Annotated in this window: 18 protein-coding genes, 1 tRNA gene and 2 pseudogenes; 10 read left to right on the plus strand and 11 right to left on the minus strand. The window is 71.0% G+C overall.

Annotation, left to right across the window (positions count from 1 at the left end; all coding sequences use genetic code 11):
* Positions 1 to 51 precede the first annotated feature (51 nt).
* The 3 genes and pseudogenes from ACFYY6_RS24660 to ACFYY6_RS24670 form a co-directional block, all read right to left on the minus strand.
* Positions 52 to 1023, minus strand: coding sequence for a ferritin family protein (locus ACFYY6_RS24660; RefSeq protein ID WP_386606734.1), 972 nt, complete (start codon positions 1021 to 1023; stop codon positions 52 to 54).
* A 387-nt stretch (positions 1024 to 1410) separates the two neighbouring features.
* Positions 1411 to 1632 (minus strand): annotated as a pseudogene (locus ACFYY6_RS24665) (universal stress protein); the annotation flags it as partial.
* A 127-nt stretch (positions 1633 to 1759) separates the two neighbouring features.
* Entirely contained in the window at positions 1760 to 4078 is a 2319-nt protein-coding gene (locus ACFYY6_RS24670; protein ID WP_389195175.1) for a heavy metal translocating P-type ATPase, read from the minus strand.
* Positions 4079 to 4928: 850 nt separating this feature from the next.
* On the opposite strand from ACFYY6_RS24670, the gene ACFYY6_RS24675 reads away from it, so the two are divergent.
* A tRNA-Arg gene (locus ACFYY6_RS24675) sits at positions 4929 to 5004 on the plus strand.
* A 67-nt stretch (positions 5005 to 5071) separates the two neighbouring features.
* On the opposite strand, the pseudogene ACFYY6_RS24680 reads toward ACFYY6_RS24675, so the two are convergent.
* Positions 5072 to 5302, minus strand: a pseudogene (locus ACFYY6_RS24680) (tyrosine-type recombinase/integrase); the annotation flags it as partial.
* Between the two features lie 243 nt (positions 5303 to 5545).
* Here ACFYY6_RS24680 and ACFYY6_RS24685 point away from each other — a divergent pair.
* Together ACFYY6_RS24685 and ACFYY6_RS24690 are read left to right on the plus strand one after the other, a co-directional pair.
* Complete coding sequence (locus ACFYY6_RS24685) at positions 5546 to 7630, plus strand: restriction endonuclease (protein WP_389195178.1); 2085 nt, start codon at positions 5546 to 5548, stop codon at positions 7628 to 7630.
* Between the two features lie 56 nt (positions 7631 to 7686).
* A complete protein-coding gene (locus ACFYY6_RS24690) occupies positions 7687 to 8664 on the plus strand; it encodes an alpha/beta hydrolase family protein (RefSeq protein ID WP_389195181.1) in 978 nt (325 codons plus the stop codon).
* Here ACFYY6_RS24690 and ACFYY6_RS24695 read toward each other — a convergent pair.
* The 3 genes from ACFYY6_RS24695 to ACFYY6_RS24705 form a co-directional block, all read right to left on the minus strand.
* A complete protein-coding gene (locus tag ACFYY6_RS24695; protein WP_389195184.1) occupies positions 8630 to 9754 on the minus strand; it encodes an isocitrate lyase/phosphoenolpyruvate mutase family protein in 1125 nt (374 codons plus the stop codon). The two genes, ACFYY6_RS24690 and ACFYY6_RS24695, sit on opposite strands and share 35 nt — an antisense overlap.
* A 126-nt stretch (positions 9755 to 9880) precedes the next feature.
* Positions 9881 to 11698, minus strand: coding sequence for an MFS transporter (locus ACFYY6_RS24700; protein WP_389195187.1), 1818 nt, complete (start codon positions 11696 to 11698; stop codon positions 9881 to 9883).
* 384 nt (positions 11699 to 12082) lie between these two features.
* Positions 12083 to 14737, minus strand: coding sequence for a hypothetical protein (locus tag ACFYY6_RS24705; protein ID WP_389195190.1), 2655 nt, complete (start codon positions 14735 to 14737; stop codon positions 12083 to 12085).
* 145 nt (positions 14738 to 14882) lie between these two features.
* On the opposite strand from ACFYY6_RS24705, the gene ACFYY6_RS24710 reads away from it, so the two are divergent.
* From ACFYY6_RS24710 to ACFYY6_RS24720, 3 genes are all read left to right on the plus strand, one after another.
* Positions 14883 to 15599, plus strand: a complete 717-nt coding sequence (locus tag ACFYY6_RS24710; protein WP_073787079.1) for a GPP34 family phosphoprotein — start codon at positions 14883 to 14885, stop codon at positions 15597 to 15599.
* A 410-nt stretch (positions 15600 to 16009) separates the two neighbouring features.
* Complete coding sequence (locus tag ACFYY6_RS24715) at positions 16010 to 16879, plus strand: helix-turn-helix transcriptional regulator (RefSeq protein WP_351522379.1); 870 nt, start codon at positions 16010 to 16012, stop codon at positions 16877 to 16879.
* 247 nt (positions 16880 to 17126) lie between these two features.
* A complete protein-coding gene (locus ACFYY6_RS24720; RefSeq protein ID WP_351522381.1) occupies positions 17127 to 17333 on the plus strand; it encodes a DUF397 domain-containing protein in 207 nt (68 codons plus the stop codon).
* Positions 17334 to 17558: 225 nt separating this feature from the next.
* Here the strand turns inward: ACFYY6_RS24720 and ACFYY6_RS24725 are convergent, their stop codons facing one another.
* On the minus strand, positions 17559 to 18446 hold the full coding sequence (locus tag ACFYY6_RS24725; RefSeq protein ID WP_388652285.1) for a hypothetical protein: 888 nt from the start codon (positions 18444 to 18446) through the stop codon (positions 17559 to 17561).
* Between the two features lie 115 nt (positions 18447 to 18561).
* Here ACFYY6_RS24725 and ACFYY6_RS24730 point away from each other — a divergent pair, with 115 nt between their 5' ends.
* Entirely contained in the window at positions 18562 to 19344 is a 783-nt protein-coding gene (locus tag ACFYY6_RS24730) for an SDR family oxidoreductase (protein WP_351630715.1), read from the plus strand.
* A 134-nt stretch (positions 19345 to 19478) separates the two neighbouring features.
* Here ACFYY6_RS24730 and ACFYY6_RS24735 read toward each other — a convergent pair whose 3' ends face one another.
* A complete protein-coding gene (locus ACFYY6_RS24735; RefSeq protein ID WP_351522385.1) occupies positions 19479 to 20594 on the minus strand; it encodes an ADP-ribosylglycohydrolase family protein in 1116 nt (371 codons plus the stop codon).
* A 311-nt stretch (positions 20595 to 20905) separates the two neighbouring features.
* Here ACFYY6_RS24735 and ACFYY6_RS24740 point away from each other — a divergent pair, with 311 nt between their 5' ends.
* A complete protein-coding gene (locus ACFYY6_RS24740; RefSeq protein WP_389195193.1) occupies positions 20906 to 21088 on the plus strand; it encodes a hypothetical protein in 183 nt (60 codons plus the stop codon).
* Positions 21089 to 21214: 126 nt separating this feature from the next.
* Here the strand turns inward: ACFYY6_RS24740 and ACFYY6_RS24745 are convergent, their stop codons facing one another.
* The gene (locus ACFYY6_RS24745) at positions 21215 to 23797 is read right to left on the minus strand and encodes a bifunctional FO biosynthesis protein CofGH (protein ID WP_389195196.1); all 2583 of its coding nucleotides are present in this window, start codon (positions 23795 to 23797) and stop codon (positions 21215 to 21217) included.
* 730 nt (positions 23798 to 24527) lie between these two features.
* Here ACFYY6_RS24745 and ACFYY6_RS24750 point away from each other — a divergent pair.
* A complete protein-coding gene (locus tag ACFYY6_RS24750) occupies positions 24528 to 24866 on the plus strand; it encodes an RNHCP domain-containing protein (protein ID WP_351526057.1) in 339 nt (112 codons plus the stop codon).
* 39 nt (positions 24867 to 24905) lie between these two features.
* Positions 24906 to 25325, plus strand: a complete 420-nt coding sequence (locus ACFYY6_RS24755; RefSeq protein WP_351526055.1) for an RNHCP domain-containing protein — start codon at positions 24906 to 24908, stop codon at positions 25323 to 25325.
* 170 nt (positions 25326 to 25495) lie between these two features.
* Here ACFYY6_RS24755 and ACFYY6_RS24760 read toward each other — a convergent pair whose 3' ends face one another.
* A complete protein-coding gene (locus tag ACFYY6_RS24760) occupies positions 25496 to 26341 on the minus strand; it encodes a TIGR03619 family F420-dependent LLM class oxidoreductase (protein WP_351526053.1) in 846 nt (281 codons plus the stop codon).
* Position 26342 lies beyond the last annotated feature (1 nt).

The raw sequence follows: 26342 nt of genomic DNA on the forward strand, positions 1-26342 counted from the left end.
GGCCGGACGCTCCTGTCGTGCTTCCGGCCGGTCTCGCGGCTCGTCGAGGGGTCAGTGCAGCTGGTTGAGTGCCTGCTGGAAGGCCGCTGCGTGCCTTGCCTCATCGGCGGCCGTGTCGCGGAAGTAGCCGGCGGCGGCGGTGTCGCCGACGGATGCGGCCCGCTTGGCGAAGCCCGGGTACAGGCTGGTCGCTTCGTTGTGCTCTCCGGTGATGGCCTTGCGCAGGTTCGTCTTCGTGGTGCGGACCAGCCCGGCCAGGGCCGCTTCGCCGGCGAAGTGCTCGTGCAGCTCGACGCCGGCGGTGCCCTCGAAGAGGTGGGCCAGCGCCTGGTTGCCGGTCTGCCGCGCGTGGGCGGCGAAGAGCATGTACTTGGCGTGGGCGAGTGCCTCACCGTGCATCGCGGTGTCGAGGTTGGCCATGGTGCGGGCGGCCTTCACCTTCGGCAGCCCAGCCGGTACCAGCACCGTGTCGGCTTTCGGCGCTGCGGGGATGGTGCCGTGGCCGGTGGTCACTACGCTGAGTGCCGTGCGGTAGGCGTCGCGGTGGCGACCTTCGTCCGCGGCGATCTCGGTGAACAGTTTGGCGGCCTCCGGGTCGCCGTCCCTGCGGGCCTGGTCGGCGAAGCCGCGGTACATGACCTGGTGCTCGTAGGTCTCACCGTTGATGGCCTGGCGCAAATTGGCCGCGTTCGATCCGACGGTGCCGGCCAGAGTGGCAGCCTCGCGCAGGTGCTCGTTCAGCTCGGTCTGCGCCGTGCTGCGGAAGAGCTTGCCGACAGCCGGATGGGCCTGGCGGTCGGTCTCTGCGGCGAAGAGGCTGTAGGAGGCGTAGGCGAAAGCCTCACCCTTCATGCCGGCGGCCAGGTCGGAGAGGGTCTGCGGACGCAGCGCCCGGGCGGCGGCGATGTGCGCGGCCTGGTGCTGATCGGTCGACGTCGTGAGGGCCATAGCCGTGGCCGTCTGGGACGCGGCGGTCAGCGTGCACAGGCCGACTACCAGAGCGCGTATGGAGTGGCGGAACATGACGTCCTCCTTCCGGGCCGCACCCTTCTGGATGCGGCACCCCTCCCATGCCACCCGCACATGCACACCCCTGCCCGTTCACGCCACCCTTTCGAGTGACTACATACAGTCACATGTGCCGTCTTCGCATCGCTGAGACGAGCGTGCTCCTCGTTTGCCCCGTGAGCGGTTCCGGTCGGGTGCTGTCCCGGCCGGCGGCGATCGACATGCTCACACGAACAAGCCCGAGGGGCCCATGACACGGCCTGGTGTGTCAAGGGTGTGGTACCCCGTGCGTTCCTCGTGTCCTTCGTGGGTGACGACTGCGACGGGGCAGCGCGCATGATGAACGGCGGCCTGGACCACGGCGCCGAGACGTGGCGCCAAGGGGGCGCGGCGTCGGCGTCTGTAATGTGCCTGGATCTCCGCCCGCGCGTCGCTCAAGATCCGCCTTGCCCAGTAGTTCTGGTCCGTCTCAGCGGGAATACGGGTGGGTTCGGGCACCAGCAGAGGCCAGGCATGGAGCAGGCGCAGCGTGAGCCTGCGCCGTCCGGCTTCGTCGGCGGCCCAGCGGGCAGCGGCCAGGCTCTCGGGCGATCCGTCGAGGCCGACGGTGACGACTGGCTCCATGAGACTGCCTCCGTTCCGCGAGAAGCCGAACAACGGTGCGCGAGCTGCCCTTTCCGCAAGGCTGTCGCACCCTGCGCCTGGGCGCAGGGTGTGACAGGTGGCATCAGGAGTGAGTGATCAACGGGCCTCATGGGGCCAGGGAGAAGTAGTTCTCCTCCTCCTGGGAGAAGTGCAGTCGCAGAACGGTGTGCAGTCCGTAGAGAGAGGAACGCAGGTCGTCGAGTTGATCGGTGTCCAGGCTGCCGCGGGATCGGGCCAGGTGCAGCTGGGTGGCGATGCGGCGGGAGAGGCGTTCGATCTCGGTATGCGCGCGGCTCATGGTGGCGGTGGCCTCGGGACCGCCGAGCGCGGGGGCCAGCGCGGGGTAGAGCTGGTGCTCCTCGGCCTGCTCATGCGGAAGGAGCCGTTCGGTCAGCAGCCGGTACGTCTCCCCTACGGCTTCCATGGCCTCGGGGCCCGGGCTGTCGGAGAGCCGGTCTGCGGCGGCGCGTACCGCTTCGAGGACGTCCTGCAAGTCGTCGTGTTCGGCGGCGAAGCGGCGGATGAGCGCTTCGGCGGTGGGAGTGAGCGCCGGACGCGTCTCCCGGTCGACGCGCAGTGCCCGCAGGGCGTTGAGGATGACTGCGACGTCGATACCCTCCTGGAGCAGGGCGCCGGCGGCGGGCGGGAGGAGACCAACAGCAGCGGCGGCCATGGCTGCCAGCGACATCAGCATGCCGCCCAGCGCGCTCTGCACCGCGATGTGCCGGGCGCGTTTGGCGATGGCCACCGCATCGGCGAGGCGGTCCACGCGGTCTGTGGTCAGGACGATATCGGCGGCTTCTGAGGAGGCGGTGGAACCATGGGCCCCCATGGCCACCCCCACGTCCGCCGCGGCGAGGGCGGGGGCGTCGTTGACGCCGTCACCGACCATGACGGTGACGGCGCGGTCACGTTCGGCACGAACCGCGGCGACCTTGTCCGCGGGGGCGAGTTCTGCTCGTACCCCGTCGAGGCCGAGGACCGCGGCCACCTCGTGGGCGGGTTCGGTGCGGTCGCCGGTGAGCATCGTGATCCGTTCGATACCTGCCGTGCGCAGGTGGCGCAGGGTTCTGGGGGCGTCCGTGCGGATCGGGTCGCGCAGCAGGACCGCGCCCGCCAGGTGTCCGTCGACGGTCAGCCAGGCGACGGCCGCACCGTCGAGCAGCGCGCGGTTGTCCGCCGCCCGGGCCCAGGACGGCATGGCATCCGAGGCGCCGATCCGGCCGACGGACACCCGGTGCCCGTCCACGATGCTCGCGGCTCCCCGTCCAGGCTCTTCGGTGACGTCCGACGGCATCGACAGGCGCAGCCCGCGTTCCCGGGCCGCATCGACGATGGCGCGGGCCAGCACGTGTGGCGAGTACTGGTCGGCCGAGGCCGCCAGGCGCAGCACCTGCGCCGGTTTCCACCCCGGTGCGGCGGCCACGTCGAGGACGCGCGGACGGCCGCCCGTAAGGGTGCCGGTCTTGTCCAGCAGCAGGGTACGGGCCCGGCCGAGGTTCTCCAGCGCGCCTCCGTCACGGATCACCACGCCGAGACGGGAGGCGCGGGACAGCCCGGAGACGATCGCCACCGGCGCGGCCAGCAGCAGTGGGCACGGGGTGGCGACCACCAGGACCGCGACCGCCCGTACCGGGGAACCGCTCAGGAGCCAGGCCAGCCCGGCCACCGCGAGGGACAGGGGAAGGAACCACGCCGCGTACCGGTCCGCCAGGCGGACCACGGGAGCGGATTCCGCGCCGGCCTGCCGGGCCAGCCTCACGATCCCGGCATAGGTGCTGTCCTGCTCGGTGGCAGTGGCCCGCAGGTCGAAGGCGCCGCCCGCGTTGACCACACCGCTGCGCACCGCTTCCCCCTGCGCGTGCTCGGCCTGCAGCGGCTCCCCCGTGAGCACCGACTCGTCCAACACGGCGACGGCGCTCTCCACGCGGCCGTCGACGGGGACTACTTCTCCCGGGCCCACCACGAGCAAGTCACCGGCTCCCACCTCGGGGAGCGGCACCGTGCGTACCCCGGCGTCGGTGAGGCGCCGGGCCGTGCGCGGCGCACGTTCCAGAAGGACCCGCATATCATGGGAGGCGCGCCGTTGAGCGGCGGCTTCGAGAGTGCGGCCGGTGGCCAGCATCAGGGCGATCAGCGCGCCGGCCAGGTACTCGCGCACGGCCAGGGTGCCGCCGAGGGCCAGAACGGCGATCAGGTCCACGCCCGCATGCCCCCGCCGCAACGCGGCCACGACCCACCCCACCGCCGGGACAACGGCGAACACGGTCCCCAGACCCCAGAACAGGTCCGCGAGGCTGCCCGCACCGGTGATCCAGGCCGCGCCGCCGGCCGCCAGCGCAGCTGCCGTGACGGCAAGAAGAGCCGACTCCAGCCGTGCGGAAACAGCGGCTGCCAACCCCGCTGCTGCGGAGAAATGCTTCATGAGCACCCCATGCCGTCCATCCTCGGCCCGGAACCGGTTCATCACACCTCGATGCGCGGGCCATCCCGTCCGATGCGGTGTATGAGACATGGCCACGCACCGGGAGCTGTCACCGGGCCCGGAAGCGCCAGACCGCCGATGAGAGGCTTGAGCACCGGCTTCACCCAAACCGGAAGAGCTCTCTGTGACGTGGGTGTGGCGGCTCGGCGGCATGGCGAGGCCGGGACGACACCGGCTTCCACGGCCAGAGCTCTTCCACGGCAGCGGTGCGCGGCCGCCCGGGGCACGTCCTCGTTGCGCCGACGTTCGGCGCTACTGAGCTGCCCTATGGTCCCCTCCGCGATCGGGCAGAGTCGAGCGCGGCGACGAGTTGCTCGACGCGTTCCGTTTCGGCCTCGCGCCGGGCTCATTCGGGCTTCTGCCCGCTGCCGACTCTCGGCGGCGGCCCGGCTTTCGGTGGCCGTGGACGCTCGCGGGAGGAGCGTGCCACGGGCACGCGGAATGCGCTCGGCACTTCAAGATCCAGCACGCGAATCGCCCATGAGCGACATGCGAGCCGGAACGGACAAACCACCTGCCTTAATCACGCACCCCCTCCGCCCCACCGGCCCGAGCACACAGAAAAGCGGCAGGCCAGGGCCTTGCCGCATCTGTTCTTGCGCAATCCCCGGACGTAGAACCCCCTGAGCGACGCGCATCCGCTACGCTATCCCTGGTCAGCCGCTGGTACACCACGCTGTCGGCCTGGGTATGGTCGCAGCGAGGGCCACACCCCGTCTGGCCAGCGGGCTTGTACCCCTTGCCGGAGATCCACTCACCGGGTTTTCCCCAAGGTTTCCTACAAGCCCCCGCCTTCGTAGCTCAGGGGATAGAGCACCGCTCTCCTAAAGCGGGTGTCGCAGGTTCGAATCCTGCCGGGGGCACCAGGGGAAACGGCCCGGGCCTATCGTGGTCCGGGCCGTTTTGACAGCAGGGTTTGACGGCAGTCGCCTGTCAGGCGGCGGGCAGACGGCGCTTGAGCAGCCGGCCCATGTGGCTGATCGCCTCCCGCTGAGTGTCGTGCACGACGTGCCTGTACACGTCCATCGTGATGCCGATCTGGGCTGTGCCCCAAGATCTCCATGATGGCCCTCGGTGCAACACCGACCGCCGTCAGCAGCGTCGCGCAGCGTGCCGTGCGTCGTGCAGCCGGACCACCCGCAGACCGGCGTCGGACGCGACCCGACGGCAGCGACCAGGCTGCCCCGCAGCGATCAGCCTTCCGCTCGTCGCACCCGACCGCCGAGCTGACCTCTCCCGGCGCTCCCGTCCTCCGAACTTCCGCCCGCCCCGGGCGAAATGCTGCAATCTGCGGCAAGTGGATGGGCGAGTCCGTGCTTGCCGACTAGAGTCGGCCCATCACCGCTGGTTATGGGGCCAGGGCCTGGTGCAGGGTGCCGGGTGCCTGGTGGGGAGGGCCTGCAGAGCATGAGTCGTCGCTCCAATGGGTTGGTCGGTATCTGGGCCGAGGCGCAGCGCCAACAGCAACGCCGACTGGAGGCGCAAGCCAGGTATCAACGGGATCAGGAGCGACAACAACGCGCCTATGACCGGGAGTTGGCGCGTGCCCAGCGTGAGCAGCGGGCGGCGTACCGGCAGCATCGCGAGGCGGAGGCCAGGCGCCGTACGGAGGAACTCGACGCACGCGTCGAGTCGTTACAGGGGCTACTGGCGGAGGGGTGTCGGACCCCGGCCTTCAGGGCGGGCGCGCTGACCCGGTCCGAACAGGTCGAGGCGTTCTCCCCGGGGCAGCTCGCCCATCCGATCCGGATGCCGGACCCGAACCAGTACCAGCCGCAAGGCGGTTGGTCGGCCGCGCGACGAGCCCAGGCCCAGGCGGAGGCGCAGTCCCGGTTCGAGCGCGACTGGCACGCCGCGCAGGCGGCGGAGGCGCAGCGCAGGCAGCAGTTGGCCGCCTACCAGCTTCAGTACCAGCGGTGGGCCGACGCCCAGTTGGCGGGGATCCGACGGCACAACGCCGGTATCGCAGAGATGACGGCGGGTCTTCGCAACAGGGATCCCGAGGCCGCGGTGGAGTACTTCTCCGCCGCTCTCTACGCCTCCACCTCGTGGCCCGAGGACCTGCCGCGCCAGGTGTCGGCCGCGTACGACTCCGCCGCACGCCAGCTCGTACTGAACTGGGAACTGCCGAAGTACGACGTCGTCCCGGAGACGAAGTCGGTGCGCTACATGCCCACCGCCGACCAGGAGAAGGAGACGCCCCGGCCCGCGGCCCAGCGCCGCTCCCTTTACCGGGACGTGCTCGCGCAGTGCCTCCTGCTGGTTCTGCACGATCTCTTCGGGGCGGACGAGTTCGGCGCGCTGGAATCGGTCACCCTGAACGGATTCGTGGACGACCACGACCCCGCGACCGGCAGACGGACGCACATGTTCCTGGCCACCGTCATGGCCACGCGTTCCACCTTCGCCGAACTGCACCTGGAACAGGTGAACCCTGTCGACTGCCTGGTGAACGGCCTGCGGGGACAGCTGTCGGCACGCCCCGACCAGTGCGCGACGGTGCGCCCCGTACGGGTTCCCGAGGATGTCGGCGACGGTGTCGTCACGCACGGTGGGGACGAGGAGCCGGACCTGTACGAGATGGATCCGATCGCCTTCGAGTCCTTGGTCGCGGACCTCTTCCGGGCCATGGGCATGCAGGCGGTGACGACTCAGCGCTCCAACGACGGCGGAGTGGACGTCGACGCCCTGGACCCGGCCCCGATTCGCGGCGGCAAGATCGTCGTGCAGGTCAAGCGCTACCGGAACACCGTGCCTCCGACCGCGGTACGTGACCTGTACGGCACCGTCCAGGACGCAGGTGCCAACAAGGGCGTGCTGGTCACGACGTCCCGGTTCGGCCCGGGCTCGCACACCTTCGCCAACGGGAAGCCCCTGGAACTGGTCTCGGGCCCGGAACTCGTCGACCTGCTCCACCGCCACGGACTGCGCGGACGGCTGGGCAGTGGCGAGCGCGCCGTACCGGCTCCGCGGACGGCACCCGACGACGAGCCCGCGGCCGGGTCCGACGACCACAACGTGCTGGGCATGTACTGGACCGGGGGCGTCGCGCTGGACGTGTGCGCGCTCGTCTGCCGGGGCAGCAGTGTCCTGGACGACGACCACTTCGTCTTCTTCAACAACCCTCGAACGCCCGACGGCGCGGTCCGTGCGCTTCCCCCTGGCGCACCCGACAGGGCTGCCATCCGCGTGGCCTTCGACGCACTCCCCCAGCGGGCCGACCGCCTCGTCATCGTCGCCGCGGTCGATCCCGAGCTCAATCCGGCGGCAGACCTGTCGGGGTTCACCCAGGCGGGCATCCGGCTGCTCGACTCCGAGGGCGCCCAACTGGACCGGCTGGAGGTCTCCGACGGCCGCCCCCACGAGACGGCCCTGGTGCTCGGCTCCTTCCGCCGCCGTGCCGACGGCGACTGGGACTTCGTGGTCGGTGGCAAGGGGTACCGGGGCGGCCTGGAGGAACTGGTCCAGGAATACGGCATCGAGGTGGCCTGACGGGACGGGGAGGCCGGGGGGCCTGACGGGCCAAGAGCCGCCGCATCACGGAGTCCGTGTACGCGCCGGTCGGCCTCGACGAGGTGGAGAGCCGTCTGTACGAGGTGCTCCTGGCCGAGTGCGTCGAGTACTACGTCCGTATCGTCCGTAGCCTGCCGGTCTTCGAGGAGCGGGCGGCGGGTGAACTGCTGTTGCGTGTACGGCCACGTTGGCGGCCGAGGTGGCGCGCATCCCGGAACGCCTGCCGTACCGTTCGCTGTTCGCTGTTCGCTGTTCGCTGTTCGCACCGGACGGTACGGACCAGGACACGGCGTTCCGTCGTACGTGCCTGGAACTGGTCAGCAGGGACCCTGGCCGCCGTGGCGTGGGCCCGCGCTCGACCGGACATCGACGGCCGCCGCATCGGCCTGTGGGGAGCCAGTCAGGCGGGCTGGGTGATGCCGAAGGTGGCCGCGCGCGATGCCGGGCTGCGGTTCGTCATCGCGGTCGCTCCCGCCATCGACTGGCAGCGGCAGGGGCGGTACAACCTCCTCGCGGAACTACGCCGCGACGGCGCCTCCGACGAGGAGCGGGCCGCCGCGCTGCACCGCCGGGAGACGACGCTGCGGCTGCTGCGCAGCGGCGCTTCCGTCGAGGAGTACCGCGACGCGATGAGGAACGCCGAAGGCTCCCGGAACCGTGAAGCCTCCGGGAGCGACGAGGGAATGACAGCAGACCGTTGGCAGTTCATCGCCAAGAACTACACCTCCGACGCCAGCGCGGACCTGCGGGCGATGCGCGGTACGCCCGTCCTGCTGGTTCTGGGCGGTCACGACACCAACGTGGACATCGCCGAGACGGAGCGGACCTACCGCGCGATCCTCCCGCCCGGAACCCTTGAGGTGCGGAAATTCCCGGACGCCACGCACTCACTGGTGAGGCACGACATTGAGCGCTCCGAGACCGCTCTCACCCTGACCGCGCTGTTCGCGCCCCGAGCACTGTTCGCCGATGGAGTCCTCACCGGTCAGCGCCGCTTCCTGGAGCGTCTGTGACAGACGGATCGGACAGGGCAGCCGACGCAGGCGGAGCAGCGGCCGGGGCAGACGGAGCGGACGGGCCGGATTGAACGGTCGGCGCACACGGGGCAGACGGAACAGCGGCCGGACCCCCGGAGGCCGCTCGACCGCTCAGGGCCCGTACCCACGCATACGTAGGCACGCCACCGTCCGCCACGGATCTGCCCACGGGAATGTCCGCGGCTGATCCGCCCACGGTGGTGTCCGCCGCGGACCGGCCCGCGCGGATGTCCGTCGCCGCGCGCACCGCCGCGCCGAGCGCCGTCCGGAACAGCAGCGACCCGAGGCTCACCCGGCGTACGCCCAGATCACCGAGCTGGGAAACGGTCGGCCCGGAAGGGCTGTAGAGGATGTTGAGCGGCACTTCGAGCCGCTTCACCAGAGCGGCGATCGCCACGGCGTCGGCCAGCCCCGGCACGAACACACCGTCCGCGCCCGCCTGTTCGTACGCGTGGAGCCTGAGCTCCGTCTCCTCCGCTGCCCGGTCGACACCCAACCAGTACGTGTCCGTACGGGCGTTGACGAAGAGCTCCGGCACGGCGGACTTCACCGCCGCGATCTTCGCCGTATGCACCCCCGCCGGAGCGAGTGTGCCGTCGGGACGGCCGTCCTCCAGGTTGATGCCGACCACCCCGGCATCCGCCAGCTCGCGGGCCAGTTCGGCGACCTCGCCGGGATCGTCGCCGAACCCGCCCTCCGCGTCCACGGACAGCAGATACGGCTCCCGCCCGAGCCGCCGGGCCAGTAGCAGCGTCTCCGCCCGGGTCGCCCCGGTACCGTCCGGCACGCCCGCCGAGGCCGCCACTCCGAGACTGGTCGTCCCGATGGCCGGGAAGCCCTGCGCGGCAAGGGCGGACGCCGAGGCGTGGTCCCAGGCGTTGGGGATCAGGAGCGGCGATCCGGCCGCACGATGCAGTGCGGCGAAGGCCTCAAAGGCATCAATGGCGTCGACTGAGCGAACGGACGGGACGGACGAGGCGGGCAGCGCGGACGAGACGGACAGGGCAGGCGGGACGGACGGAACGGATGAGACGGGCGAGGCGGACGGGTCAGGGCTGGGTGTCATGCCCCGACGCTAGGCCGGGGACGGTTCGGCGATGGCCGAACCGTCCCCGCTGTGCCCTCCGGCAGCGCGAGACATCGACGTACCGGGCGCGGCCACGAACGAAAAGCCGCCGCGCCGGCATCCGGCTCAGCGCAGCTCGTCCGGGCACGGTGTACCGGGCAGCAGCTGGTAGGGCGCGGCCAACCGGTACACGCCCGGTCTCGGCGCGAGCAGTTCCGTCCACTCGTCGCCGTCCGCGTCCTCCTCGACCTTGGACAGGCAGCCGTTGACGTTGACGAAGGCCCGACGGCCGTTCTCGTCCGCGCGTCCCTTGGACTCCTCGGTCTCCTGGGGTCGCTCGACGCTCTTGCCCGTGTCGTCGACGAGGGCCAGCCAGCGCGAGTACGGAACACGGATCAGTATCCGACCGGGCGTCTTCACACGGATGGTCAGCTCCCCTGCGGCGGCCCGCTCGACCGTGGCCGGCGGATCGGCCAGCGGAACCGGGTCGTCGACCTCGAAGAGCCGCCAGTTGGCATCCGACCAGACCCGCTTCAGGTACGGCAGCCCCGCGTCGACCAGTTCCGCTTCCTGCACCGCACCGCTGGAATCCGGCGTCCCCTCGGGCAGCACCACGTAGTGCACGGCCCAGCGGTCGAGCCACTGCCGGTAATTGGCGCTGTTCAGGGTGTCGTCGTAGAAGAGCGGGTTGCGCTCCATGTCCGCCTGCCGGTTCCAGCCCCGGGCCAGGTTCACGTACGGCGCGAGCGCGGACGCCTCCCGGTGGCTGCTCGCGGGCACGACCTCGACCCTCCCGCGCTCCGCCCCGACCTCCTGGAGCTGATGGACCAGCGGGGCGAGCTCGCGCGTCCAGGAGGCGGCCGGGGCGGTCCGTACGACATCGTCGACGCTCTTGGACCCGATCCAGAAGTTCATGCCGACGAATGCGAGCACCAGCGCGTACCAGCGCCGGGAGCGCGGCTCGGTGTACGGCAGCGCGGCGAGCAGCGCCACACCGGCGAACAGCATCGCCATGCGGGTGATGTTCGACCCGATCTGCGAGTCGATCACATAGGTCAGCAGCGTCCCCACGCCGTACACGGCGGCCACGGTGCGGACCGTCTTCCAGTCGCGCGGCACGAGGACGAAGACGAGCACCGCGAAGAGGAAGGGGAGCGACAGCGTCGCCAGCGACATGGGCTGCGTGCCGGAGAACGGGAACAGCAGCGCCGACACGGCCACGACCGCGACCGGTGCCAGCCCCAGGGCGTACGCTCCGGGGCGTCGTTTGTTCAGGAAGAGCGCAGCGGCGACCATCCCGAGGAAGAGCCCGGCCACGGGGCTGCTGGCAGTCGCGAGCCCGGCGAGCGGGACGGCGACGGCGGCCTTCGCCCAACGCCTGTGCCGCCACCGGTGCGGCCAGCAGAACACCGCGGCGACCGCGCCGACCGCGAACATCATGCCGAGCCCGAAGGTCACCCGCCCCGACACCGCGTTGCACACGTACGCGAACACTCCGGCGAAGGAGCAGGCCAACGGGTTGCGGACGGCCCGGACCCGGACCAGGACCAGCGCGGTCAGCCCGGCCGACACCGTCCCGGCGACCATCATCGTGGTGCGCACACCGAGCACCGACATCACGTACGGCGAGACCACGCTGTACGAAACGGGGTGCATGCCTCCGTACCAGGCGAGGTTGTACGCCGTACCGGGATGCCGGCCGACGAACTCGGCCCAGGCGTCCTGCGCCGCGAGGTCGCCGCCGCTGTTCGCGAAGAGGAAGAACCAGAGCACATGCGCGGCGCCCGCGACCAGAGTCGTCAGCAGGACCGGATGACGGCGGCACCGCTCCCCGAAACGGCCCGCCCGGCCCCTCTCCCCCGGTACGCCGGCCCGCGCGGAACCCTCGACCGAGTCCGCACCGGCTGTAGGACGCTTCGCCCACGTGGGCTCAGCAGTGGTCACTGCGGCTCTCTCCCGTCCTCGCCCCTACGCGCCGGAACCGACGATCTGCTGTACGGGCGTCATTGCCGGAAGACGCGTCCTTCTGTCCCCACGTTGCTCCGGGGACGCTAACACGAGGGATTTCGCACCGTCCGGACGGTTTCCGGCAAACAAGGGCTCTGTCCCTCGGCCATACGCCGTGCCCCCGCAACGCCGTCGCGTTGCGGGGGCACGGGCACGGTCCTGCGCTGTTACGCCGACCGGGACCCGCCCGGGCGGAACGGGACCGGCCGGGCGGACGGGTCGCGGACCGGGACCGGCCCGACGACGCCGACGGAACCGGGGCGGGTCGGCCGCGCCGCGTCAGCCGAGCGGGCTCAACTGATCCGGGTCAGCCGAGCCGGGTCAGCCGAGCCGGGTCAGCTTCTGGCCGAACGTCGGCTCCACCAGATCGTTCTGCAGTGCCACAGGCACCTTCACCTGGCTGGTGCCCTCACCCACGGTGAGGGTGCCGACGCGGGTGCCTGCCGACGCCGAGTGCGGGATCGCCGTTCCGTCGTCGGTCAGTTCGATCTTGACCGTGAGGCCCGGCCAGCCGACCGCCGACACGTCCTTGGTCGCGACCACCGGGGTACTGCCGCCGAGTCCGTCGGAGACAGTTCCGACGACGTCACCCTTCTTCACGATCTTGGCGTTCTCCAGCAGGTCCTGGGTGGCCAGCATGGCTTCCTTGCTCACCGCGTTGACGGTGTCGATGATCGGGGGCTTGTGCTGCCCCAGCACGGCCCCGACGATCAGCTGATCGGTGTCGCCGACCATCTTGTGCGCGGCGAAGAGCAGGTTGCCTCCGGCCTTGGTGGTGGAGCCGGTCTTGATGCCGAGCGCGCCGTCGTACGGGACGAGGGTGTTGTAGTTCCGCCAGTTCTTGCCCGACGGGTCGGTCCACGACGGCAGCTTGGTGATGGCCATCAGCGCCGGGATCTCCACCAGCTTCTGCCCCAGCTTCACCTGGTCCTCGGCCGAGCTGACCGTGGTCGCGTTGAGGCCGGACGGGTCGGTGTAGGTGGTGTTCTTCATGCCGAGCGACTTGGCGGTGTCGTTCATCTTCTTGACGAACGCCTCCTCGGAGCCCGCGTCCCAGCGCGCCAGCAGCCTCGCGATGTTGTTCGCGGAGGGAATCATGATCGCGGCAAGCGCGTCCTGCTCCGTGAGCTTGTCACCGGCCTTCACCGTGTTGAGCGTCGACTCCCCTTCCGCGTCGAGCTTTCCGTCGGCCTCCGCCTTGGCGTCGATCTCGATGGAAGGGCCCTTTTCGCCCTTCTTCAGCGGGTGGTCCTTGAGCACGATGTATGCCGTCATCGCCTTGGCCACGCTGCCGATCGGCACGGCCTTCTGCTCGCCGAACGAATCCACCTCGCCCAGCCCGGTGGCCGCCATGTAGCCCTGGCCCTCGTCGGGCCACGGCAGGGACGGCTTACTGCCCTTGAAGGTGTATGTCGGCTTCGCCGACATCCGGAGCTCGACGTCCGGGAGCGGGCGCACCATCTGCACGATCGCAAAGACGATCAGCAGGAGCAGGACCAGCGGCGTCCAGATCTTGACCCTGCGGACGGCTACGCGGACCGGCGTGTCCGGCGGCGGGGGCGTGTTCGTCAGCTCGGCCAGCAGGTCGAGCGGCGGCTTGGGCGGCATCGGCTGCTGCGTCGTCCGCTCGGCGGTGACGAACGAGGGCGCGGCGGGGCGTGCGCCGGGCGTCGCCACGGAGGCGGCCGCCGGTTCCTTCGCCGGTCGTATGTCGTCCTGCCGCAGGGGTACGAACTTGCTCGTCCGCTCGGCGTCGGACTCGGGCTTCGGCTCCGAGCCCGGCTTCGTCCTCGACGGGGGCGGGGTGACCTTCAGCGCGGTCGTCGGCTGGTCGACCCCGGCGGCGGACGTCCTGAAGACGGCGGTCGGTTGGTCGACCCCGCGCTCGTCGCCCTTGGCCTCCTCGGCGGCCGCCTTGGCGTTCTCGGCGTCCTTGTCGCCCTTGGTCTCCGTGTCGCCCCGGGGTGCTTCGTCGGCGTCGGCCTTGGGGTCCTTGTCGGTGGCGGCCTCGAAGTCCCCGGAGTTCCTGGAGCCGTTGCCCTCCTCTTCGGCCTCGCCGGCAGCCTCGGAGTCGGCCTCGTCCGCCTCCTTACCCGACGCGGGCCGGGAGTCGGGCTTCCCGGCCTCGGGTCCAGTCCCGGCCTCGGACTTGGCCCCGGGCCTGGACCCGAGCTCGGTCGTCGACCCCGCACCTGCCCCTTCGGCGTCGTCCACGTCGTCCATGTCGCCCTCGGCGTCCGCGTCCGTGCCGACGGCCGCGACGGACCCCGCTTCCTTCCCTGAAGCCCCGGCAGCCTCGGAGTCGGCCTCCTCGCCGTCCGTGCGGTCCGCTCCCGCGTCCTCGGCCGCCGCGGGCTCCGCGGCGTCGTCGCCGCTCTTCGGGCCGTCGTCCTTGGCCACCCAAGCCGCGACCGCCTCACGCAGCCGCGCGTCACCCGGCTCGGGCTTCACGGCGTCCGCGTCGCCGGCACCGCCGGAGCCCTTCGAACCCTCGGCCTCGACGTCGGACGCCCCCGCCGGATTCTCCGGCCTCTCCGAACCCTCCGGAGTCGCCTGGCTCTTCGCGTCCTCCCGGTCCTCGGCAGCGCGCCCCGCCGCACCGGAGCCGTCCGGGCCATCGGAGCCGTCGGTGCCGCCGTCGGAGCCGCCAGAGCCCTCGGTGCGTACCGACGACGGCGTACGGAAGACGGCCGTCGCCGTGTCCGCCTTGCCGTTCCCGGTGCGCTGGGCGTCCGCGCCCTCGTCCCCGCTGTCACCGTCGCCGGACGGACCGGTACGGAGGAGGGCCGTCGCGGTGTCCGTGGCGCCGCCTCCCTCGCCCCCGGCGGACTCTTCGCGGAAGACGGCGAGCCGCGGATCACTCTCGCTCCGAGCCGTGCCCGACGACTTCTGCTGCTTCGACCTGTCGGGGGACTCGCCCGCCACCGATGCCTCCTCCATGCGCCGCGGGGTGGATTCCCGCGCTGTCCGAACCATCTACCAGTGTCCTGTGTGAACCACCGGCCTCGGCTGCTAGACGAGAACGACATACCTACTGGTTCCCATACAAAGCACCCAGGCACTCTCGACAGACCAATGTGAGAGGGGTCACCCTGTCATTCATCCACGCGGGGAGGCATGGATGGGCAGGAGCCGCAGAACAATTCCGGAGGAGCTTCTGTTGCTCGCTCTGGACCCGGCCACGGGTACCACAGCGCAGCCGCAGTCGCTCGACCTCGGCCTCGCCGGAGCTCAGCTAGTGGAGCTGGCTCTGGCAGGACGGATAGCCCCTGACGGGGATCGTATCGCCGTGGTGATGCCGCGGCCGACAGGAGATCCGACTCTGGACTCCGCACTGGAACTGCTGCGCCGACGCGGCAGCCCGGTCCGGGCGGTCCACTGGATCGGCGGACCCCGGCTGGGGCTCCGTCAGATCTACCTCGCGCATCTGGAGCGGTGCGGCATGGTGCATGCCGTGGCGGGCCAGATGTGCGGAGTGCTGCCGACGACTCGCTACCAGGCGACGGACACGGCAATCAGCCGGGACATCAGGGCCAGGCTGGACAGCGCGATCCGCACTGGCGTACCGCCGGACCCGCGGACCGCGGCGCTCGCCGCACTGGCCCACGCGGTCGGACTCGGCAAGCATCTGTACCCCGGGAACGAGGGGCGTTCATCCCGCTCCCGGCTCCGGGACCTGATCAGGCACGACCCGATGGGCGGACTCGTGGCGCACGCCGTGATGGACGTCCAGAACGGAGCGGTCGCGCAACCGCGCCGCACCCAGGCGGGCGGAATGCCGTTGCAACCGCAAGCGCAGTCGCGTCGCGGCCGCATGGCGCACACCGCGGCCCGCTAGGGCCGCACCGGCCCACGCACCGCACCACCGCCGCACACAAGCACCACATCACGCCACATCGCATGATGTCGCTCCACCGCAGCACCTCACGACGTCAAAGCGCCGTACCGCGGCAACACGTCGAACCCCAGAACCACCAGCACCATCAACGCCACAAGCAAGACGAACAGCATCACCCCCATCAGCACCATCAGCACCGCGGGACCACCCCAACCGAACACCGCCGTACCGTCATCACCAGGAGCCGGTCCGGGAGCCGCACCGAGCGCGGGGCAGCCGTCAACCACGGCTGCCCCGCGCACTCGTCTGTGTCCATTTCTCAGCGCACCCCCTGCCGGGGGTGGCAATCTGCTCAGCAGTAGATACGCACAGCTACTACATACAGCTACATAGCCGGAGGTGCTGTTTCCGTGCCGTCCCACGTCAATCCCACCGTCAGGCGACGCCGGTTGGGCCAGGAATTGCGCCGACTGCGCGAACTCAAAGGCATGACGGCCGAGGAGGTGGCCGAACGGCTGCTGGTCTCCCAGTCGAAGATCAGCCGTCTGGAGAACGGCCGCCGCTCCATCAGCCAGCGCGATGTCCGCGACCTCTGCGGAGTGTACGAGGTCGAGGACCACCGGATCGTCGAATCGCTCATGCAGATGGCCAAGGACTCGCGCCAGCAGGGCTGGTGGCACGCCTTCGGCGACATCCCGTACAGCGTCTACATCGGTCTGGAGACCGACGCCGAGTCCCTTCGCGTGTACGAACCGCAGGTGGTTCCGGGCCTGTTGCAGACCCGGGGCTACGCCGAGGCGCTGATCAACGGCGCGTTGCCCGAGGCCCCGCCGAACGACATCGAGAAGCGCGTCACCGTCCGGGCCCGCCGCCAGGACCGGATCACCACGCCCGAGCAGCCCCTGCGACTGTGGGCGGTCATCGACGAGTCGGCGCTGCGCCGCATGGTCGGCGGCAAGCAGGTGATGATCGAGCAGTTGGAACAGCTGGTCGAGCTGTCGCACCTGCCGCATGTCACCGTGCAGGTGCTGCCGTTCGACATGGGCGCCCACCCCGGTATCAACGGGCAGTACGCCGTTCTGGAATTCCCGGACGCCGCGGATTCCAGCGTCGTCTACATCGAGGGCGTCACCAGCGATCTGTATCTGGAGAAGGCCCACGACGTACAGCGATACAGCGTCATGTACGAACACCTGCGGGCGCAGTCGCTGAATGTGGAACAAAGCCGGATTTTCATCGGTGAGATCGCGAAGGAATACGCCCAGCGCACCGACCTCTGACGGGAGAACCAAAAGTCCGTGATGCTGGAAATGAACCTATTTCTCGGAGCGGCGACGGCAAGGTACACCGTCGCCACCCCACGAGGGAAGACCTGGCTGGTACATACCACTAGGTCGAGTGAACGCCCCCTTCGCTCCAGGAGCTTGCCGAGTAGCGTCGATCACGCCAACGAAAAACGTTGACCGAAAACGTTGTTGGTGTCTTTCGCACGACCACACGACTCTCTGAAACTGAAGCGGAGTGAAAATGGCCATTCGTCAGGGTGCTACGGACAAGTGGACGAAGTCATCGTATTCCGGGGGCAACGGCGCATGCGTCGAAGTCAGGTCGCCTTTGGTACAGGCCGTCGCCGTACGCGATTCGAAGGCTCCCGAGGGCCCTTCGATCAACTTCGTCCCCGCCGCGTGGAACGCCTTCGTACGTGACATCGGCAAGGGCGCCGTCGACGCCTGATCGATACCGTTCGGAGCCCGCGTCGCAGCACCGGTTCCGGTGCTGCCGGCAGCCCTCTCGACTGGTTCGCCGTCCTGGCCGAGAGGGCTCACCGCTCCACCGGGGCCTCGCCCCGATGGCCGTGCCAAGACCGCCGGCCACCCGACGGCCACCAACACTTCCCGTCGCACCGGGCCCCCGGCCGCCCCAACGGCCGCTCGACTCGGTGCACGGCCGGGCCGCCCGTCAGCGCAGCTGATCGACGTACGCGTCCGTCCCGGGCACGGTCGGGATGAACGGCGCCACCAACTCCACCCGTCCCAGCCCGGTTTCCGCGACAGCCGCGTCAAGTCCGGAGAAGCGTCCGTCCCAGCAATCGCGCGGGTCCTCCTGGAGGAACCACAGCAGGGTCAGCCGGGTGTCGACACCCTCGACCTGTTTCACATAGGCCATGCGGTCGCCGGGCAGCGGGGTGGGGCGGAAGACGGTCACCATCGCAGCCGGTGAACCCGCCAGCCGCTCCGGCAGGTGCCGCGAGCGCAGCCATTCCAGCAACTCCGCCCGCCGCCCCGCCTCTTCGGCGTCGACCACCTGGAGGACCAGGCCCTGATAGGGGTGGTCGAGCGCGTGGAAGTCCCGCGGGCCCGCGGGGCCGTCGCGGTAGACCGTGGCCTCGTGGTCCTGGAACGACGTGAAGACGTGCGTACGGTCGTGGTGGACCCGGCCGTCCCGGTTCAGCCGCTTGTTGATCGTGACGGTCCAGCGCATGTGATCGTCGTAGCGCCCTTCCGTCACCCAGTACGTCGACAAGTAGCAGCCCGCGCCGACCGGTTCGGCCACGGCGGACTTCTCCGGGTACCGCATTTCCCGCAGTTCGCGGGTGGCCACCCAGCGGCGGCCCGCGAACATCCAGGGCATCGCCATGGCACCCGCGTAGTAGTGATCGTCCTCGTACCAGCGGTTGTACGCGTACTCGTGGCCCGGGTGCGGCTCGACCAGGGTGATCAGCGCATGGCCCGGGCGGACTCCGTACGGTCCCGACGCGGCCAGTTCGGCGTAGATGTCGCTGCGCACCCCGTCGCCCACGCCGTCAACGACGCCATCGCCCAAGCCACCACTCACGCCACCACTCATGCCATCGCTCATGCCGTCCCCACCTCCTTGTCCCTTCCGTGTCCCTTCCGTACTCCGCTACGGCGATCTACTCTGACGTTCCGTCAGATAATCCGCCAGAGTCGGGAGGCCGACGATGCCGCTCACGGGGAAGACCGTCGTCGTGTCCGGAGTGGGCGCCGGGCTCGGACACCAAATCGCGGCGACGGTGGTACGGGACGGCGGCAACGCGGTCCTCGGGGCGCGCACCGGCGCGAACCTCGCCAGGTCGGCCGCGGAGATCGACCCGGAGGGCCGCCGTACCGCCCACCGGGCCACCGACATCACGGACGAGGCCCAGTGCGAGGCGCTCGCCGGGCTGGCGCTGGAGCGGTTCGGGCGGCTCGACGCGGTGATCCACGTGGCGGCGCGCGACGACCACTTCGGCGGGGTCGAGGACGCCGACTTCGCCGCCTGGCGATCGGTGGTCGACGTCAACCTGCTCGGCACGCTGCGGATGACCCGCGCCTGCCTGCCCGGGCTCAAGGAGCGGGGCGGCTCGGTGGTCCTCATCGGCACGCAGTCGTCGGTGGCCGCCCCGACCCAGGTGCGACAGGCGGCGTACGCGGCCTCGAAGGGGGCGCTGACCTCGGCGATGTACTCCATGGCCCAGGAGTTCGGCCCGTACCGGATCCGGGTGAACACGGTCCTGCCCGGCTGGATGTGGGGCCCTCCGGTGCAGGCGTACGTACGGTTCACGGCGCACTCCGAGGGCGTGCCCGAGGACGAGGTGCTCGGCCGGCTCACCGGGCGCATGGCCCTGCCGGACCTCGCCACGGACGGCGACGTCGCCGAGGCCGCCGCGTTCCTGGCCTCGGACCGGGCGAGAGCGATCACCGGGCAGTCGCTTCTGGTCAACGCGGGCGAGCTGATGCGGTAGCCGGTGGTGGGCAGCCGACGGACGACGCCCGTGGCCGGACCGCCACCGGATCCGCGGCACGTCGCACGCGCGGTCGGCGGGTCGGACGTACGGGCAACGGTTCACGCGCGGATGGCCGACCGGCCGCCGGAGGGTCAGAGGCGCGGGTAGCGGTTCAGCCAACCGCGCGCGACAGCGGAGGGGCTGTGCAGAGCCGGCCCCTGGGTCATCTCCATCGCGAAGTCGTCGGCCAGCTCCAGAACGGTGGGCCGCCCCTCAAGTTCCGCGAGCCAGGCGGGCGGCAGCGCGGTCTCGCCGTGCAGCGCGCCGAGCAGCGCCCCGCACAGGGAGCCCGTGGCCGCGGAAGGGCCGCCGTGGTTGACGGCCAGCCTCAGGCCGTGCCGTATGTCCTCGCTGACCAGGGCGCAGTACACGGCGACGGCCAGCACGTCCTCCGCGGTGTCCGTGACGCCCAGCGACTCGATCAGCGCAGGGCCCGGTATGCCCTGGCGCACCGTGCCGAGGGCCCGCTTCAGCGCCTCGGTGACGGGTTCGTGCCCCTGGCGCTCCGTGAGCAGCGCCAGGGCTTGCTGCACGGAACCGTCCAGGGTCTCGCCCCGGGCCAGTCCGTGCATGATGACGGCGAGACCGCCCGCGGAGAGCAGGGCGGCCGGGTGGCCGTGGGTCTGGGCGGCGCATTCGACGGCCAACTGGAGGACGAGCTGGGACTCCCAGCCGACGAGCAGGCCGAACGGCGCCGACCGGGTGAGGGCCGCCGAATCCCGTGCGGTGGGGTTCTTGGGCTTGTCGAGCGTGCCCATGGTGGTGTCGCCCAGGCCGTTGAGGCAGGTACGGGCGGGGGCGCGCCGCGCGTACAGCCACTCCTGCTGGGCGAGCCAGCCGTTGTCCTCGCGCCGCTCGTCGGGCCCCCAGTCGTGCTGGGTGGCCGCCCACCGCAGATGGGCCCGGTGCACATCGGTGGGCGGGTGCCAGGCACCCGTGTCGCGCCGCACCTGGGCGCGGATCAGCCCGTCGACGGTGAACAGGCTGAGCTGAGTGACGGCGGTGACGGTACCTCGCCCGCCGTGCGCGGGCTCGAAGTCGGTGACGCCGTCGGTGCCGTGGGCGGCCCGGATCTCTTCGAGTGCGAGCCCGTGGACCCCGGCTCCCAGCGCGTCCCCGATGGCCCCGCCCAACAACGCGCCACGCACCCGGCTGCGGAAGTCCTGCTGCTCGGCACGGCCCCAGACAGCCGTGGTCCCTGTGCTCACCGCGCCCCTCCCCGTCGGGCAGCCCGCCTGTGACTGCGCAGCACTGTAATCGAACAGGAACGGCCGGTAGAGGGCGCCGATCTGGGTACGCGTGGGTATGTGGACGGACGTCCCGCAGGTCGTTTTTGACCGGCCGGACGGCTGCCCGGAAGCCTCTCGGACATGTCGGCCGGGCCGCGTTCGCGGGATGCGCCGCCGGGCGTCGAGGTACGTGCGCGGGTACGGATCGGGTCACCGCCGTCGTGCGGGCCGCCCGTCGTGACCGGCGCGGAGGCCGGCGAGGAAGCCCAGTCCGGGAGCATTTTCCCAGCATGCGGACGACCGCCCCTGCGAACACCAGGGCACTGGCCGCGAGCAGGCCGCGTTCCTCGCCGAGTCGGCGCCGTACCACCGAGGGCAGGGACCCGGACGGCTCGGGCCCGAGCGGGCTGCCCGGGGCCGGTCGGCTGCGGCAGGCCCTGTCCCGGGCCCGGCCCCGGGACCTCAAGGGCTGACGGGACCTCCGGCGCCGATGGGGCCGACGGGGTGCTTGTGTCGGCCGGACAGGCGCTCGTATCGGCCTGTCAGGGGCTCGTCCCGTCCGATGGCCTCCGGGCCGGGCCGGGCCGAAGGCACACGGCTCAGTCCGGCAGCACGGGCAGCAGTTCCGGGAGGTGGCCGTCGGACGCGGCGGCCGCCGCCACCCGTTCCTCGGGCACCTCGCCGTAGAGCGTCGTACGCGGCTTCGCCGGGCGGCCGGCCAGTTCGGCGATGGCGACCAGGTCCTGGATCGACCGGTACGAGCCGTAACTCGACCCGGCCATGCGGGAGATGGTTTCCTCCATCAGCGTGCCGCCCAGGTCGTTCGCGCCGGAGCGCAGCATCTCCGCCGCGCCCTCCGCGCCCAGCTTCACCCAGCTGGTCTGGATGTTGGTGATGTGCGGGTGGAGCAGCAGCCGGGCCATGGCGGTGACGGCCCGGTTGTCGCGGTCGGTGGGGCCGGGGCGGGCGATGCCCGCCAGGTAGACCGGGGCGTTGGTGTGGATGAACGGGAGGGTGACGAATTCGGTGAACCCGCCGGTCTCCTGCTGGAGTTCGGCGAGTGTCCGCAGGTGGCCGAGCCAGTGCCGGGGCTGGTCGACGTGCCCGTACATCATGGTGGAGGAGGAGCGCAGGCCCACCTCGTGGGCGGTACGGATGACCTCCAGCCAGGTGGCGGTGGGCAGCTTGCCCTTGGTGAGGACCCAACGGACCTCGTCGTCCAGGATCTCGGCCGCGGTGCCGGGGATCGATCCGAGCCCGGCCTCCTTCGCGGCGATCAGCCAGTCGCGGATGGACATGCCGGTGCGGGTGGCCCCGTTGACGACCTCCATCGGGGAGAAGGCGTGCACGTGCATGCCGGGGACGCGTTCCCGCACCGCGCGGGCGATGTCGAAGTACGCGGTGCCGGGCAGGTCGGGATGGATGCCGCCCTGCATGCAGACCTCGACGGCGCCGACGTCCCACGCCTGCGCGGCCCGGTCCGCGACCTGGTCCAGGGAGAGGGTGTACGCGTCGGCGTCGGTGCGCCGCTGCGCGAAGGCGCAGAAACGGCAGCCGGTGTAGCAGACGTTGGTGAAGTTGATGTTCCTGGTGACGATGTACGTGACGTCGTCGCCGACGACGTCCCGGCGCAGGGTGTCCGCGATCCGGCACAGTTCGTCGAGGGCCGGGCCGTCGGCGTGGAACAGGGCGAGCGCCTGGTCGTCGGTGAGCCTCGTCGGGTCGGCGGCGGCCTGGCTCAGCGCCTCGCGCACGTCGGTGTCGATGCGGGACGGGACCATGCCGGGGGCGGCGGCCTCGCGCAGCGCGCCCCAGTCCCCGTACACCTCGTCGAAGTCCTCGCGGCGGTCGCCGGTACGGCCCTCGGTGTCGATGGTGCGGTGCAGGTCGGTGCGGCCGGAGGCGCCGAACTCCTCGTCGGGTTCCTGCCAGGGCAGACCGGACGGGATCGCGCCCTCCTTCGCCAGCCCTGTCTCCGGGTCGGCGAGGGCGCGGACGTGCGGGAGCAGGCGCGGGTCGAGCCAGGGTTCGCCGCGCCGGACGAACTCCGGGTAGATGGTGAGACGTTCGCGCAGCGTGAAGCCCGACTCGGCAGTCCTGGCCGCGAGTTCGTCGATGTGCGGCCAGGGGCGTTCGGGGTTGACGTGGTCGGGGGTGAGCGGGGAGACGCCGCCCCAGTCGTCGATGCCCGCGCCGATGAGCAGCGCGTACTCGGCGTCGACGAGATTGGGCGGGGCCTGGATGCGGGCGGACGGGCCGAGGATGTGCCGGGCGACGGCGATGGCCGCGGCGAGTTCCTCCAGCTCGGCGTCGGGCATGCCGCGCATCGCCGTGTCCGGCTTGGCGCGGAAGTTCTGGAGGATGACTTCCTGGATGCCGTGGTAGGCGCGGGCGGTCCGGCGGAGCTCGAAGAGGGCGTCGGCGCGTTCCTCGTACGTCTCGCCGATGCCGATCAGGACGCCGGTGGTGAACGGGACGTTGGAGCGGCCCGCGTCCTCCAGGACGCGCAGGCGTACGGCGGGTTCCTTGTCCGGGGAGCCGTGGTGCGGGCCGCCCGGTTCGGACCACAGGCGGGTCGCGGTCGTCTCCAGCATCATGCCCATGGAGGGGGCGACCGGCTTGAGACGCTGGAGGTCGGTCCAGGTCAGCACGCCGGGGTTGAGGTGCGGCAGGAGGCCGGTCTCCTCCAGGACCCGGATCGCCATGGCACGTACGTAGGCGAGGGTGTCGTCGTATCCCTCGGCCTCCAGCCACTCCCGGGCCTCGGGCCAGCGGTCCTCGGGCCGGTCGCCCAGCGTGAACAGCGCTTCCTTGCAGCCCAGGGCCGCGCCCTCACGGGCGATGGCCAGCACCTCGTCGGGCGACAGGAACATCCCGTGGCCGGCACGCCGGAGCTTGCCGGGGACGGTGACGAACGTGCAGTAGTGGCACCTGTCGCGGCAGAGCCGGGTCAGCGGGATGAAGACCTTGCGCGAGTACGTGATGACCCCGGGCCGTCCGGCGGCTTCGAGACCGGCGTCGCGCACCCGGGCCGCCGACGCGGCCAGATCCGTCAGGTCGTCGCCCCGAGCCTGGAGCAGCACCGCGGCCTCGGCGACGTCGAGGGCGACGCCGTCACGGGCACGTTTCAGGGCGCGCCGCATGGCGTTGGTGGTCGGGCGTCCGCTCTGGGGATCGGTCATGGACCGAGCATACGAGCGAGAGCCGCGCCCCGGACCAGTGCCTCGGCGGGGCGGGTGCCCGACCGGGCGGGCACCCGACGGGGGTGGGCGCCGGGGCCCGGCGCCGTGAAGCACCCGGCAGGGCACACCGTAAAACCGGTGGCTCGGGAACCGGAGGCGTTGTTACCGTGCTCGGACCCGGCCACGGTGTCGACCGTGGATGACCTGTGGGCGCTTGCCCCGGAAAGTAGTTGATGTATGCCCCGGCCAGTGGTTCCGAGCCTCCCTCGTCGCGCCCCCAGTGCGTCGGGGCGACCGGACCCGCGCGTGCCCGCATTCCCGCGGCACCTCGCGGCATCCCACTGACACACGGCCTGACACACGGTCCCGCTGACGCGAGGTCCTCGGCACGAGGCCCCGCTGACACGCGGTGACGTCGGCACGCGATCCCGGATACGTGGCTTCGCCTCTGCACGGTTTCGCCTCTGCACGGTTTCGCCTCTGCACGGTTCCGCTTCTCTTCCGTGCGCCGACACGTCCTGCCGTGCGGATGTCGTGGTTCTCCGGTTCCATGCCCCGCGAGGGCGACTCGGTCCTTCCCTGCTGCATTGCTCATCCTCTTCGGCAAGGAGAACACCGGGTGTCCACCAAGCATCCCCGCCACCGCTCGTCCACGTCTTCCACGTCTTCCACGTCTTCCGACTCCTCCTCGTCCACGCCCGTCGCGCACGGTCACGGCGCCGGTGCCGTCCTGAGAACCGGCACCTTCACCTGCCTGTGGTGCGGGCTGACCATCGCCACGCTCGCCCCGGACGGCAGCCGCCGCAACCACTGCCCCAGCTGCCTGCACTCGCAGCACTCCCTCGACCACGTCGAGGGCGGACCGTCCGACTGCGGGGGCCGCATGACCCCGATCTCCATCGCGGTACTGCGCACCGGCGACTGGATGGTCATCCACCGCTGCACCCGCTGCGACGAGCTGACCTCCAACCCGGTCTGCGGGGACGACAACCAGCTCATCCTGATGCGGATGGCCGTGCGCCCGCTGGCCCAACCGCCCTTCCCGCTCGAAGCGTTCGGCGACCTGTGACCGCCCGGCCGCTACCGAGGAGAGGACGGAGGTCCCGCCATGCCACGACGTAGACCGCGTCGATCGGCCCATCACCGGCCGCAGCGCCGCAAGGACGTCCTGCACGGCCCGGACGGCGCCCGGGGCGACGCGTTCCGCTGCGTCGGCTGCCGACTCGACGTGCCGCTGAGCGCACCGGGCACCGCCCACCGCAACCACTGCCCGCACTGCCTGACCAGCCTGCACGTCGACCGTCGGATACCGGGCGACCGGGCGTCGGAGTGCCGCGGCAGGATGGCGGCGCTGAGCCTGTCCGTCCGCCCGGACGGGGAGTGGGCGCTCATCCACGAGTGCCTGTCCTGCGGCGAGCTGAGCGTCAACCGCATCGCGGGGGACGACAACGCCCTCGCGTTGATGCGGATGGCGGTGCGCCCCCTGGCGGGCACCGCCGTCCCCGTACGGGCCCTGCTCGTGCTGTGACGCGGACCGGCCCCGGTCGCCGCCGCCCGACAGGGGACGGTGGCTGCGACCGGGGCCGGGAAGCGGATCACCACGAGAAGCGGCCCGAACAGGGACGGACCCGGGCCGTCAAACGGACATGCGCATGGACACGCGTACGGGCGCGGATACGGATACGAGTACGGGCGCGGTCACAGGAACTCCGCGTACGCGTCCAGCGCCCGGAGCACCTCCGCCTCCCCCGCGGGCGGAAGTTGCAGCACGACCTCCTCGATGCCGAGGTCCGCGTAGTGCGCCAGCTTCCCCCGGTTCGGGACCACCGCGTACGGGACCACATGGAGCTGCTTCGGGTCGCGGCCGGCCGCCTCCCAGGCGGTGCGCAGCTTCGGCAGCGACTCCGTGAGGCCGCCTCCGCCGATCGGGAGCCAGCCGTCGGCGTGCCGAGCGATGTGGTCGAACAGCTTCGGGCCCGCCGCGCCGCCGAACAGGGTGCGGGGGCCGTTCACGGGGCCGCGCGGACGCTGCACCGGCTTGGGGTACGCGTGACTGGCCCGGACCGAGCCGAACTCGCCCTCGTATGCGGTCGGTTCGTCCTCCCACAGAGCGTGCATCAGGGCCAGGCGGTCATGGGTGAGCGCGCGGCGGGCCGGCCAGTCCACTCCGTGGTCGGCGGCCTCCTCGACGTTCCAGCCGTAGCCGACGCCCAACGTGAACCGGCCGCCGGAGAGGTGGTCGAGGGTGGCGATCCGCTTCGCCAGGTCGATCGGGTCGTGCTGGGCGACGAGCGTGATGCCGGTGCCGAGGTCGAGGTGTTCGGTGACGGCGGCGGCCTGGGCGAGGGCGACGAAGGGGTCCAGGGTGCGGCCGTACTCGGACGGGAGTTCGCCGCCCATGGGGGCGGGGGTCTCCCTGCTCACCGGGATGTGGGTGTGCTCGGGCAGGTAGAGCCCGGAGAAGGCGCGCTGTTCGAGCTCACGGGCGAGCCTCAGCGGCGTGATCGTCTCATCGGTGAGAAAGATCGTCGTGGCGATCCGCATG

This window comes from Streptomyces sp. NPDC001750, from assembly GCF_042892615.1.
Lineage (GTDB): Bacteria > Actinomycetota > Actinomycetes > Streptomycetales > Streptomycetaceae > Streptomyces.

Coding starts and splice junctions, on each gene's coding strand:
- ACFYY6_RS24720 (WP_351522381.1), top strand. CDS start 17,127: ATGGCCATTCGTCAGGGTGCTACGGACAAGTGGACGAAGTCATCGTAT.
- ACFYY6_RS24740 (WP_389195193.1), top strand. CDS start 20,906: ATGCGGACGACCGCCCCTGCGAACACCAGGGCACTGGCCGCGAGCAGG.
- ACFYY6_RS24710 (WP_073787079.1), top strand. CDS start 14,883: ATGGGCAGGAGCCGCAGAACAATTCCGGAGGAGCTTCTGTTGCTCGCT.
- ACFYY6_RS24705 (WP_389195190.1), bottom strand. CDS start 14,737: ATGGTTCGGACAGCGCGGGAATCCACCCCGCGGCGCATGGAGGAGGCA.
- ACFYY6_RS24685 (WP_389195178.1), top strand. CDS start 5,546: ATGAGTCGTCGCTCCAATGGGTTGGTCGGTATCTGGGCCGAGGCGCAG.
- ACFYY6_RS24755 (WP_351526055.1), top strand. CDS start 24,906: ATGCCACGACGTAGACCGCGTCGATCGGCCCATCACCGGCCGCAGCGC.
- ACFYY6_RS24745 (WP_389195196.1), bottom strand. CDS start 23,797: ATGACCGATCCCCAGAGCGGACGCCCGACCACCAACGCCATGCGGCGC.
- ACFYY6_RS24695 (WP_389195184.1), bottom strand. CDS start 9,754: ATGACACCCAGCCCTGACCCGTCCGCCTCGCCCGTCTCATCCGTTCCG.
- ACFYY6_RS24730 (WP_351630715.1), top strand. CDS start 18,562: ATGCCGCTCACGGGGAAGACCGTCGTCGTGTCCGGAGTGGGCGCCGGG.
- ACFYY6_RS24670 (WP_389195175.1), bottom strand. CDS start 4,078: ATGAAGCATTTCTCCGCAGCAGCGGGGTTGGCAGCCGCTGTTTCCGCA.
- ACFYY6_RS24660 (WP_386606734.1), bottom strand. CDS start 1,023: ATGTTCCGCCACTCCATACGCGCTCTGGTAGTCGGCCTGTGCACGCTG.
- ACFYY6_RS24725 (WP_388652285.1), bottom strand. CDS start 18,446: ATGAGTGGTGGCGTGAGTGGTGGCTTGGGCGATGGCGTCGTTGACGGC.
- ACFYY6_RS24760 (WP_351526053.1), bottom strand. CDS start 26,341: ATGCGGATCGCCACGACGATCTTTCTCACCGATGAGACGATCACGCCG.